Source organism: Bacillus sp. PK5-006, assembly GCF_054161415.1.
The window spans coordinates 1,959,595-1,971,763 of the sequence record NZ_CP096414.1; the positions used below are offsets into that span (position 1 = coordinate 1,959,595).

General features: G+C 41.0%; 11 protein-coding genes. 2 read left to right on the top strand and 9 right to left on the bottom strand.

Annotated features, from left to right (window positions below; translation table 11 throughout):
- Nucleotides 1-158: 158 nt before the first annotated feature.
- The 4 genes from M1D84_RS10205 to M1D84_RS10220 all read right to left on the bottom strand — a co-directional run bounded on the left by M1D84_RS10205 (nucleotide 159) and on the right by M1D84_RS10220 (nucleotide 7,122).
- On the bottom strand, nucleotides 159-3,302 hold the full coding sequence (locus tag M1D84_RS10205) for a bifunctional cytochrome P450/NADPH--P450 reductase (protein ID WP_458106247.1): 3,144 nt from the start codon (nucleotides 3,300-3,302) through the stop codon (nucleotides 159-161).
- A gap of 22 nt (nucleotides 3,303-3,324) precedes the next feature.
- Nucleotides 3,325-3,903, bottom strand: coding sequence for a TetR/AcrR family transcriptional regulator (locus M1D84_RS10210; RefSeq protein WP_041109214.1), 579 nt, complete (start codon nucleotides 3,901-3,903; stop codon nucleotides 3,325-3,327).
- Nucleotides 3,904-4,130: 227 nt separating this feature from the next.
- On the bottom strand, nucleotides 4,131-4,841 hold the full coding sequence (locus tag M1D84_RS10215; RefSeq protein WP_044335586.1) for a DUF421 domain-containing protein: 711 nt from the start codon (nucleotides 4,839-4,841) through the stop codon (nucleotides 4,131-4,133).
- Nucleotides 4,842-4,905: 64 nt separating this feature from the next.
- On the bottom strand, nucleotides 4,906-7,122 hold the full coding sequence (locus M1D84_RS10220) for an RNA ligase (protein WP_286099118.1): 2,217 nt from the start codon (nucleotides 7,120-7,122) through the stop codon (nucleotides 4,906-4,908).
- Between the two features lie 110 nt (nucleotides 7,123-7,232).
- Between M1D84_RS10220 and M1D84_RS10225 the strand changes: the two genes are divergently transcribed.
- Nucleotides 7,233-7,424, top strand: a complete 192-nt coding sequence (locus M1D84_RS10225) for a hypothetical protein (protein ID WP_024425119.1) — start codon at nucleotides 7,233-7,235, stop codon at nucleotides 7,422-7,424.
- A gap of 12 nt (nucleotides 7,425-7,436) precedes the next feature.
- Here the strand turns inward: M1D84_RS10225 and M1D84_RS10230 are convergent, their stop codons facing one another.
- From M1D84_RS10230 to M1D84_RS10245, 4 genes are all read right to left on the bottom strand, one after another.
- Nucleotides 7,437-8,345, bottom strand: a complete 909-nt coding sequence (locus M1D84_RS10230) for a DMT family transporter (protein ID WP_332284338.1) — start codon at nucleotides 8,343-8,345, stop codon at nucleotides 7,437-7,439.
- Nucleotides 8,346-8,499: 154 nt separating this feature from the next.
- Complete coding sequence (locus M1D84_RS10235) at nucleotides 8,500-9,351, bottom strand: SDR family oxidoreductase (RefSeq protein ID WP_024425117.1); 852 nt, start codon at nucleotides 9,349-9,351, stop codon at nucleotides 8,500-8,502.
- Between the two features lie 100 nt (nucleotides 9,352-9,451).
- Nucleotides 9,452-9,865 (bottom strand): Rrf2 family transcriptional regulator, encoded by a 414-nt coding sequence (locus M1D84_RS10240; RefSeq protein ID WP_024425116.1) that lies wholly within the window; start codon nucleotides 9,863-9,865, stop codon nucleotides 9,452-9,454.
- 48 nt (nucleotides 9,866-9,913) lie between these two features.
- Complete coding sequence (locus tag M1D84_RS10245) at nucleotides 9,914-10,387, bottom strand: VOC family protein (RefSeq protein WP_051170147.1); 474 nt, start codon at nucleotides 10,385-10,387, stop codon at nucleotides 9,914-9,916.
- 165 nt (nucleotides 10,388-10,552) lie between these two features.
- On the opposite strand from M1D84_RS10245, the gene M1D84_RS10250 reads away from it, so the two are divergent.
- The gene (locus tag M1D84_RS10250) at nucleotides 10,553-10,996 is read left to right on the top strand and encodes a DUF2188 domain-containing protein (RefSeq protein ID WP_332284341.1); all 444 of its coding nucleotides are present in this window, start codon (nucleotides 10,553-10,555) and stop codon (nucleotides 10,994-10,996) included.
- Nucleotides 10,997-11,213: 217 nt separating this feature from the next.
- On the opposite strand, the gene ku is transcribed toward M1D84_RS10250, so the two are convergent.
- Nucleotides 11,214-12,062 carry a non-homologous end joining protein Ku gene (gene ku / locus M1D84_RS10255; RefSeq protein WP_024425113.1) on the bottom strand — a complete coding sequence of 283 codons (849 nt, stop codon included), beginning with the start codon at nucleotides 12,060-12,062 and terminating at the stop codon, nucleotides 11,214-11,216.
- Nucleotides 12,063-12,169: the final 107 nt, after the last annotated feature.

Here is a 12,169-nt window from a genome sequence, read left to right on the forward strand (position 1 = left end):
ACGATTGTTTCATATTGGAGTAAATGAGAGAATATTCTTATTTTTTACAAAATATTTCATTTCCAAATTGGGTGTTTTGTATCTTCCCAACCTTCATTCTATCGATCTCTTTCTATGAGAACAGAAAAAACCGCCTAATAGGCGGTCTTTCCTCTTTGTCAGCTCCACACATCTTTTACATATCTATTGTCATTTGCGAGGGCTGTCAGCCAATTTTCAGCTGTTTCTCTCAAGCATTGTTTCTCGTTTTGATAAAGATCGATCAGTGTAGCCTCTACATCTGGAGCCATGACTTTTCCGTCTCCGCACACGTACAGATAAGCACCTTGATCAAGCAATTCGATCAGCATGCCACCGTCTTCTTTCAACAAATGCTGGACATATACTTTTTGCTCATCGTAACGAGAATAAGCACGATGGATATGGACAATGCCGTTTTGCGCTGCAAGCTGCATTTCATCAAAATACAGATCATCTTCCTGAGGGTGACGACAGCCAAAATATAGGTGTGCTTCGCCTAGCTGCTTCCCTTCCTTCTGCCACACTTCTCTTGCCTGAACAAATCCTCTAAATGGAGCGATTCCTGTACCTGGTCCAATCATAATCATCGGTATGTCTGATGAAGGGGGCAGCTGGAATCCGTCTTGTGCTTCATGCAGGAAGCAGGCTACTTCTTCCCCTTCTTTCAGACCACATAAATAGGTTGATGCGACTCCGGCATATTCTCCGCTGCCGCTCCATGCTTTACCTTTGACAACTGCCACTGTGATACTGACTTTTTCTTCATCTACCTTTGGCGAGCTAGAGATCGAATAATAACGCGGCTTCAAACCTGGTAAAAGCGCCAAAAAGTGTACAAATGGCAGCTCACACGCTTCATATTGATCTAATAAATCCAGCATGGTTACTCGTTTCTTTAAGATGGCTTCTTGATATGCTTCACCAGCCATTTGTTCAAGTTCTACGCGGTGAGGCGGACATACCGTATGTGCTGCAAGCTCTCTTAGCTGTGTACGTGTCGCAGGTTCTTGAAGCTCAACATGCGAGGCAAGTAATTCTTTGATTGGAATCGGCTGATCTAATGGTAAATGACTTGCCTCTTTATCAGATGAAAGCTTAATGCGCTGCTCTGGATTTAGTTTAAAGCGGCGGGTCACACGCTCAACGAGTGCATCACTATTTTTCGGCACAATCCCGATATGATCCCCTTCTTTGTATGCTTTGCCAGCAGGCAATTTCAGTTCAATATGTCTTGTCTGCCGCGTGCTTGTTTCTGATTGTAATTCTTCATTTTTCAATACAACAGCTGAAAAGGCATCATATATTTTAGCTACAGGACGCTCCACTAGCTCATTCGTATAAGAAACTGATAGGTTTGGTTTTTCCTTCCCCTTTTCTTGGAAGGTGAGCTTAAATTCTTTTGCAAGCTGTTCGAAGACTGTTTTCTGGAAGATTTCTTTATCCTCATCCATATCACCGCCTGCATCACCTTCTCCTAAATCAGCTACACGTTTGGCTCCTTTTCTTTCTAGAGCTTCATCAATTAGACGGGGGATCCGCTGGTACGTACTCGCCCAATTTCGATCTCCGCATCCAAAGACAGCAAATGTCACGTTTGATAAATCCTGCTCTTCATCCTGCGCCAGCCAATCCACAAATTGCTTCGCATTGTCAGGCGGATGTCCGTTGTATGAAGCGGTCACGATGAAGACAGCACCTGTATTTGGCAATTGGCGTGTAAAGTCATCAAGCGGCGCAGTGGTCACATCAAATCCTTTTGCTTTCCCATCTTCAGCCAATTCGTTCGCTATTTGCTTCGCCGTACCAAGATTTGATCCGTATAAAACTAGCAGCGGTGTACCGTGACTCGCCACTTTTGACTCATGAGATTTGGTGCTTTTCTTCGATTCTTCTTTCGGTGGTGCCATAAAGAATTGCTGGTTCCTTGGCCGCACTTTGATTTTAAAATCGTTAGGTTTAATTGTGAGAGATTCTTTTAAATCAAGCTCATAAGATGTGTGATCAATTAACTCTAAATTGTGCAGGACCATCGCGATAACCATCGTAGCTTCATGCAGGGCGAACTGCATACCGATACATGCACGCTGTCCATTCCCAAAAGGCTTGTAGGCATGCTGCGGGATTTTCTCAGGATGTGTAAACCGCTCTGGTTTAAATTCTTCAGCATCCTCGCCCCATACCGCTGGATCACGGTGTAATTTAGGGAGCAGAACAGAGACACTTTGATTTTTTTGAATCGGATATTTCCCCCCGATTACTGTGTCCTCTTTCGCATAAAGAGAGAATGTAGGCGCTGTTGGCCAGAGGCGGAGAGCTTCATTTAACACCATACGAGTGTAGCTTAGCTTTTGCACCTGTTTAAATGCCGGAAGCCCGCCCTGCAGCACCTCATCTGCTTCTTGGACGGCTTTCTTTAATTTCTCTGGATTCTTCAGTAAGAAATAAATCGCAAATGATAGCAGCCCGCTTGTTGTTTCGTGGCCTGCAATTAAGAAGGTGATGATTTGATAACGGATATTTTCATCGGATAAACGTTCACCTGTTTCAGGGTCCTCTGCATGCAGCATAAGAGACAGTAAATCATCGCCCGCTTTATCTTGTTTTCTTCGTTCCTGAATAATGTCATCTACTAATTGCTTCATAAAATCGACATGCTGGTCAAATTCTTTTCTTCTTTTGATCATGAGTTTATCTGCAATTGGCAATCGACTCGACTGCTCCATTGCTTCATTTAAGCCTTTCAGCATGCTGTCGATAAACGGATGCTGATTTTCTTTATAAAAGCTGTTGAAGCGAAAATCAAAACCGCAAAGGCCGATCGTATCTAAAGTCAGCTTTGTCATATCCTCAGCTACTTCAATTTCTTCATCGCGGCCTGTTCTTTGCCATTTTTGCACAAGCTGTGTGGCAATATCGAGCATCATCTCATGATAGCCCTTCATGGCCTGCTGGCTGAATGCAGGCATCAAAATTTGATGAGCCTTTCTCCAGTTCGGTTCTTCTGTCCAGCTTGTAAATAGTCCGTCCCCTGCAAATGCTCTTACTTTACTCAGACTAGTTCCAATAAATTTATCAAAACGGCTTTCGTCACATACTTCTTTGACAAGTTCATGGCTGGAAACAAAAATACTTGTTGCATTTGAAAATTCAAACTGAAAGATCGGCCCTAATTCATCTGCCAGCCGCCAAAAGGTTTGAGCAAGCTCCCCCTTTTTTATATGGGGAATATTTTTAAAAGGTCCGTATGTTTTTGGTTTTGGAATGATTGATGTTTGCTTCATATGCCCACTCCCTTTATTTCTTTTAAGATGCAACGCTGATGGCACGCCATAAACATTGCTCAATTTCCTCCAAAAATTCAATCGTTGGCTCTATTTCTTCTGCAAGAATTTGTTTATGCAGCTGCACAAAAGCACCAAATACAATAGATAAAATGGTTCTGCCTGAGAGGTTTGGGTGAATCCCATCCTTTTTTCCTTCTTCAAAGATAAGGAATAGCTCATGTAACAAATGCTGCATTTTCTCTTTGCTCGTCTCGTCTAAGTAATGGGACCGTTTATCTATCTCTAAAAAATACAGCCCGCTTGGATTCTCCTTTGTAAATAAAACTAAGCAATAAAATACATGCTTAAAGTACGCCCGAATACTTAACTTTGGATCTGGACTGTTTGTGTTCATTTTTTCGATAAATGCCGAGAGGCTGCGCTGGTACAAAATATTGACGAGTGCCTCCTTGCTGTCGAAATAACGGTAAATGGTGCCCGCTCCGACGTTTGCTCTTTTTGAAATCATCGGCATTGTGGTGCCATCAAAGCCTCGTTCAATAAATAGTTCCAGCGAAGCCTTCATGATCTGTTCTTGTTTATCAGTCACTGCTGGCATTTCATCCCCTCCTTTTAAAACGTAGGAATGAACGTTCATTCCGCTTGTGGTATATTATATTAATATTCTAATTTCATCTATTTATACTTAAACATACTTATTTTACTCCGTCACTACATTTTCTGAAAATAATAATAATTGAGAAATGATACCTAGTCGCATGACATCCAAAGGACTTATAAAGATTGTCAAATGTGTGTCATGCAGGTGTCATCAGCACTACACATTCATTCCTGATCGATTGGAGAATGAATATGGTCGTCATATGTATCAATATATAAGCTGCCATTACTTGAACGGACAGCATAAACAATGTCCTTTAAGGACAGCTGCCTTTTTTTCAGCTCTTCTTCTATCCATTGCTCTGTTAATTGATTTTCTTGTATGTTTTTTTGGATGAGTTTCCCGTCCATGATGACTTCAATCGGCATGTAACGCTCTGCCTCCATGAATAAATGAAGGTCCTTCCGCGTGACTTTTTCAAACGAAGGGTATTTTTTCACTGACATATGCCCATCTGTTTCAATCATTGCAAATTCAACTTCGCTAATATCAAAGATGTCTTTTTCTCTCAGCTGCTGATTTAAATAATCAAGGGTATATCTCATCCCTTTCATATTTCCTTCAAGAATTTTTCCATTTTGTATGACAAGTGTTGGTTTACCCGCCATCAACCCTCTTATCTTCCGGCTTCTTAATGCAAGCAGGGAAATCACATAAATAATCATGACAAGTGACACAAAGGAAATCGTTGTGTGCTGAAGCGGGAGCGTTGTATTAAACGCCAGGTTCGCTGCAATTGAACCTAAGCTGATGGCTGCTATAAAATCAAAAATATTCATTTGCGCAATGGTTTGTTTCCCTAAAAGACGTGCTCCTCCAAATAAAATCGCAAAAGCAAACATCGTCCGAAGAATGACTTCAATATGGTCAGACATGCAAGTATCCACCTTTCAATTGCATCAAAAAAAGCCTTTTCCTTAGAAAAGACTCTTTGTTAGACTATGCATTTATTTCATCATTATTCAATTGGGCAGTACCGCTTTGTTCAAATTGTGATCGCAGTTCAATAATTGAGCTATTCCTCACATGATCTGCTTCTTGCTCAAGAAGCCATGTATAAAATCTTGCTTGCTCCGCTGTCTGCAAAGCCTGCATATATTTTTGCGAGGAACGCTTCTCTGCAACGCGCTGCTTCATCCCGCGCATCTGCTTCCAGAATTGATAATAAGGGAGCTTGAGTTTTGTCATAAAGCCTTGATCATCCTCAATGACATACCCCTCTTCTTTAATTGTATTATCATGAGAGACCGCCTGATACCATTTATAAAAAGACGTCCAATCATGGAAAACAGCCACTTCCTGCTTGCAGGATATTCCAAGCTGTTCACTTAATCTTTTCACTTCAGCGAATGGTGCTTTTTCATAGCTTAACTGCCGCTTCACAATATCAAGTAAAATGAGTTGATCTTGTTCATAAGTGATAATATGCGGATCTTTTTCTGGCAAAATGACTTCAAACACAAGAGATACATGGTGGTCACGGACATATGATTTAATGTAATCAGCCTGCACGTCACTGAAGGTCTTATTAAATAGCTCTTCGACCCATGAAGCATGCTGATTTTGTTTCACATGTGATGTATACGATTTGGATGTAAACACCAATTCATCTTCCATTTCATTATACCCAACAGTTCCTAAGTATCCATTTGCTTTATCATATACGGTGACAGGGAATTGAAGATGGTTCACTAAATGCTGCATTCTTGTCTCCGGACGCTCATCAATGTTAAAAAATTTATTGTAGCTTCTAGACACAATCTGCTTAGAAACCATATTAACAAACAAACCTCTTGCTTTCACATTCACATCATCCCACTGCCGTTCACTAAAAGCCTTTTTCGTAAAATTAAAAGATGAAATATGGTGCGGAAGCTTTAATTCCTGTACGTATTCATGCTGATCTAAATGAGCTAAAAAATCATCCAGTGAAATATCTGGCTGAACAGCAGCCGATTGTTTTTTCTCAGACGCTCTGTAGACTGGATTGTCAATTTCATGAGTCTCAATCCCGTCAGCTGTGATTTTCAACACCCGCAGCTGCCCCCCAAATTCAACCTGACCTTCTAGGTTATAAGACCTTTCCGCTGCGTGAATAGGCAGTCTGTATAAATTGCGATGCCCGTGAATTTGGATGATATCCAGCCCAGCCGTATTTTGAACAAATAAGTGATCAATATCATCTGAATATTCTCCTACGCCGTGAATGAGCTGCTGTGTTGAGACATGCAGAAGTTCTTCTGGCAAATGAGCAAGCCCGCCATGTGTAACAAGAAATGTCTGATCATGGTACGTAAAATAAGTAAGCTGATGAAAGGTTCTGACAAACTTTCGTACTTCCTTCAAATCAAAGTTTGCTGCTTCGATTTCAGGCACAGTATGACGATTAAACATATTGCTTCTGACTTTTTCACCATGTGCAAACCGGTATAAATGCTGATCATGATTACCTTCAATGACGATGACATTCCGGCATTCCCTATGGGCGAGCATCCATTCTAATACTTCTTTGTTTTCTATTCCTCTATCAAGCAAGTCACCTGCAAAAATATAAAGTTCGTTTTCTTTGATGTCTCCTTGCAAATAGGTGGTAAGTGCGGTGTAACAACCGTGAATATCTCCGAAAACATGAATGGCCTCATATTGATCAAAAGATCGAGGCTGATAAGTCATCACTTGCGGATAATCCTCCGGCTGCAAAACAGTCACCCATGATGGGACCTTTTCTGTTTTTAACCGCTCGTTCATTTGATACAAAACAGATTCCCGCACCACTTTGTGAGATTCACGTGAGCGATTTTGCAAAAGAGCTGTTTCAAGGGGGACCTGCGTGAAATCGACGACATACACCCTGTAACGATAAGATGTCGCTAAAGACTTATATTGAGAAATCGATTTACTTGAAATATGTGTCGCATCAATCACAGTAAAGTCTCCGCGCTCCATACGGGCTGTGAGTAGATCGAATAATAAAGACCAAACTTTGTGGTCATGCTTGCTTGAAATGTCTAGTTTCCCATTGACTGATAGCTGCGGCGGCTGAGTTAACAGCCGGATTTGATCCGCTGATAAAGTGTAAGGCTCTAAGCCTTGTTCTTTGATCCATGTTGATTTACCTACGCCTGGGAGACCTCGTAAAAGGACTAAAGTTCTCATATTGGTTCTCCTTTAATGAGTGATATTTTACCTATTATAGATAAATTATGGATAAATCTCAATCTTTTATTGATTATGGTAATATATAGATAGAAAAGGAGGTTTTACGTATGTCTAATAGAGAGAATATGGCATTCAACATGGGAGATCTTCTATTTCAAGTGTTCTCTCTTCTATTCATTGCCTTTATTGTGACAATCATTGTTATCGCGTTTCGCATGATTAGAAGAAAACGAATGGAATTGAAAAAAATCGAGGCAAGATTAAACAAAGTAATTGAAAAAAACGATTTAAAAGAGTAAAAAATCCGGAAGTTAACCGGATTTTTTTGTTTTCATCACGATACCTTGACGCTGCTGCATCAAAAAGAAAAAGACGCCTAAAAGAACAAGCAGACCGCCAAGCATTTGAAGCAGCGTGACTTTCTCTCCAAGCAGCCATACAGCAAGGATCGTTGCCCCAACAGGTTCACCTAGAATACTCATTGAAATGGTAGTCGCATTAACATAGGTTAATAGCCAATTATTAATGACATGAGACATCGTGGGAATAATGGCGAGCAATAAAAAGATTCCCCACTCTTTACCCGGATAGCCTATAAAAGGAGTTTGCTGAAACAGGTTGAATAAAATTAAAAAAAGACCGGCAAAGCCAAATACACAAAAACTATAAATCCAATGAGATATTTTTCTTACAGCCTGTTGGCCTATTAACAAATAACAAACAACAGCGATCACACTCAAAAAGGATAAAATATCTCCTAAGATGGCTTCCTTGCTATGACCAATATCTCCCCAGCCTATCATGAGGGCACCAACAATCGCCCCACACATCGTTAATATTGCAGACATTGTTGTTCGTTCACGGAAAATGAGGAATCCTCCTAATAAGGACACCATCGGCTGAAGGGCGATAATAATGGTAGAGCTTGCCACTGTCGTCAGCTTCAGTGAGCCAAACCATAACACAAAGTGAAGCCCTAAAAAGAAGCCTGAGGTACATAAGAAAAACCAGTCTCTGCGCTTTATCGAGAGAAATTCTTTTTTTCTTGGCAAGATAAACGGCAGCATGAGAGCCGCCGCAAAAATCATTCGATACATACTTAAAATAGCAGCAGGTGCATTTGACCATTTCACAATGATTGCAGAAAACGAAATGGCAATAATTGAAATCACAAGCGGCAGTGCAATTGATTTCGTTTGAGCAGTTGTCTTCATTTCCATTAGCAGCTTCCTTTACATCAGCAGTAGATGAGCAGTTCATCTTGTATGTCGTCATCTTACTATGTCCATTCACCTAGTGGCAAGATGATTTTTTAAAACTGGCGTGAGCTTTTTGGATGGAAAAAACGCCCTTTTCATAGGGCGTTTTTGTTGTTTATTCTGAAATCAATTCACGAATTCTCTCTTCAATAGGTGTTAACGGCCGGCCTAGTAATGTTTCGAAATCTTGACTTTCGACAGCTAAAGCACCATCGCGTATGCCGCTTTGAATGGCTTTGACAAATGGCACTGCTTCTTTTGGTACACCATTTGAAGCTAAAAAGTCTCCAAAGGTGTCTACATCTATTTTTTCTACTTTGATTTCTTTTCCACTCACCTTACTAACAATTTGTGCAAGTTCACTATGCGTCCGAAGAGGTCCTGACAGTTCATATATCTCCTGATCATGTACGGCAAGTGTTAACGCATTTGCTGCCGCTTCTGCGTAGTCATTTCTTGTTGCCCAGCCAACCTTTCCTTCGCCAATAGGGCTTAAAAATGGTGCGCCGCTGACTGACGCCAGAATCGTATCCTTTTCGTTTTCAACATACCAGTTGTTTCTTAAAAATACATGAGGAATGCCAGAGGCCAAAATGGCTTCTTCTGTTTTGGCATGGTCATTTGCAAGGACAAGCTGACTCTCTCTTGCATTGACAACACTTGTATAAGCAATAAACCTCACATTTGCTGCTTTCGCCGCTTCAATTGCTGCTTTATGCTGCTCGACGCGGTCACCATCCGCTGTTGAAATGATCAACAGACGATCAATGCCCTTAAATGCTGATGCCAGGGTGTCTGGCTGAGTAAAATCTCCATGGCGTACATCCACCCCTGCATCCTTCAAATGTGCTGCTTTTTGCGGATTTCGAACACTGACTGAAATTTGTTCAGCCGGTACTTTTGTGAGCAAATGCTTGACGACGAGCGATCCAAGTTGTCCCGTTGCGCCTGTTACTAATAATTTCATTTGTTGACCTCCTCATTTTTCGTTCAACGGTGATGTACATTCGTTATAATCGAAATGGTTACAACAAAGGTGTAAAAAAAGCTCTAAAGTACGAGCTTTTTTATTCCGCCTCTGTTAATAATTGCTGAATTGTCACTTGCTTTAGGTGATTCTCAAGTGCAGCTTGTGCTTCTTTTAGTTCATGCCGAAGTCTCGTGTCCATCGCTTGACCAATCGGGCATGCGATGACGGGCTGATGAAAGTTAAATAATTCTTTATCCTCGCTTACATCCACAGCGCGATACACATCTAACAGCGTGATGTCCTCAGCCGGTCTTTTTAAATAAGCACCGCCCACACCGCGGCGAATTTCAATGAGACCCGCCCGTTTGAGCATTGCCATCATTTTTCGAACAATGGCTGGATTTGAATTCACGCTCTCTGCAATAAAATCACTAGTACACTCTTTTGGAACACCTGCAATAAATGACACAATATGAACAGCAATCGGATACCTGCTGCTAATTTGTTTCACAATCTTTCACCACCGTTGTAATCAATATAGTTACAATGAGTGATTTTGTCAATCAATAAACGGATTTTTCTTTTGGTCCCAGTCCTCATATGCCATGATATCGTAGTTTTCTGCTGTATCAAGTTCAAGCGGGGCAATGCATTCAAGCAGATTCTCATCTGGGTCAAGAAAATAGATCGCTGCATGAAATTGCGGCGGATTATCGAGAACTAAAGGCTGCTTTTCTTCTGAAAAACCAAACATTGGGTGAATACTGATGCCTCTTTCAATCAGCCAAGTCTTAATCTGTTCGATACTGGACGTTGTAATTTGAAAGGCAACGTGACGAGTCGAAGGATGGTATGGATAGGCATTTATATCTACTTTCCACAGTCCAAGCCAGCTCTTTCCTTTCTCAATCCATAAAAAAGCAACTCTTTCATTTTCATGAGCAAGTGTCAATTCCAATTTTTCATAAAACGCAATCGATGTCTTCAAGTCACTCACAGGTAAATGTGCTTCATACAAACCTTTCATCATCATCAAAATCACTCCTTTTCTATCTTCTATTCTGCGTGAATGAATGATATTCTGCCTCAGCAAAACGATGTATTTTATCCCTAACATTAGTTTGAGAGACATTGTATGTTTGATTTATTGCAGATGGGGGAAGGTGTTCAAATAAAATAACAGAAAGGAGCGGTCCATATGCCTTGGACGATGAACGATTATCCAGCTTCATTTCAATCATTAGACAACGTCATTCGAAAAAAAGCGCTTGAGATTGCCAATAAAATGATTCAGGAAGGCTATGAGGAAAATAGAGCCATTCCAATTGCAATCAGTCAAGCGAAAGAGTGGAAAAAGAACGCAGCGGAGAAAGAGGTAGAGAATTTTTCATCTCATGGTTCTGTCAAACCTTCAGAGAGCAGCAGCTCCACAAGACCAGAGCTCATGGATCATGCGCAGCATGTAGTGAAACACGAGGAAGGCTGGGCGATTCAAACAGAGAAAGCGAAACGAGCAAGTGAGGTCAAAGAAACAAAACAAGAAGCAATTGACCGGGCAAAGGAGATTTCAGCTAATAAAGGAACTTCCGTTGTCATTCATCGAAAAGACGGGACGATTCAGGACGTGTTAAAACCGCAATAAGACCGCTCGTCAGCGGTCTTAGCGTGTAGACAAACCCTCGCATTCGGTGTCAGTCCTGCGTGCCGGTGCTCACGAATGTTAAATTCGCTCCGCTCCGGTACTCGTCCTTCCTAGGGCTGCAAAGGTTTTCTATCACGCTGAAGGAAAAAAAAGGCTAAAATAAAGATCATTTTAGTCTTTTGTTAACAATTTAAGACCGCTTGTCAGCGGTCTTTTTTTAAGCATTCTTTTCTTTTTTCGCTGGAGTTTTTCTTTTCTTAGGTGCTGCTTTTTTCGCTTTGGCTGGTTTTGATCGGTCGATCGAAGCCTGTAGTGCGGCCATTAAATCTGTCACATTGGCTGCAGGATCTTTTTTGCCTGTCGTTTCTGGCTGAACGGTATGTTCTCCAGATATTTTATCGCCAATTAAATTCATCAGCTGTTCTCTGTATTCATCTTGATATGCCGCTGGATCGAACGTTGTGGTCAGCTGCTCGATTAAAAGGAGCGCTGTATCTAACTCTTTCTTTACAATGTTCTCCTCTTGGGGGATATTCGGCACATCTGATACTTGTCTAATTTCGTCAGGGAAATGAATGGTTTCCATCAGCAAAATATGTTCATAGCACCTAACGATCGCTAATTGCTCCTTTGAGCGAATCATAATCTTAGCGACACCAATTTTCCCCGATTCCTCTAAAGCTTTTCTTAATAATGAATAAGCCTTCGCTCCGCCGGTATCCGGTGATAAGAAGTAACTTCTTTCGTAATAGATTGGATCAATCTCCTCAATCTTTACAAAATCAATGATTTCAACGGCTTTTTCTTCATTTTCTTTTCGCAGCTTTTCCAGTTCTTCATCGTCCAATTCAATAAATTTATTTTTCGCATATTCATACGCCTTCACAATTTGTTCTGGCGCTACTTCTTCACCGCAATTGGCACATACTTTCTTGTAGTTAATGGGCGTGTGACACTCTTTATGCAGCTGTCTTAATTTAATGTCTTTGTTCTCTGTAGCGGTAAACAGCTTGACTGGAATATTGACCAATCCGAAACTAATGCCGCCTTTCCATACTGTATGCATCGCGATTCCTCCGTTCTTTTCTCCTTACTATGTAATGTTTTCATCAGACTTATGTATGTGAATGAAAATTTCATCCCACTCTAAGAACACATGATATAAGGAAGTGA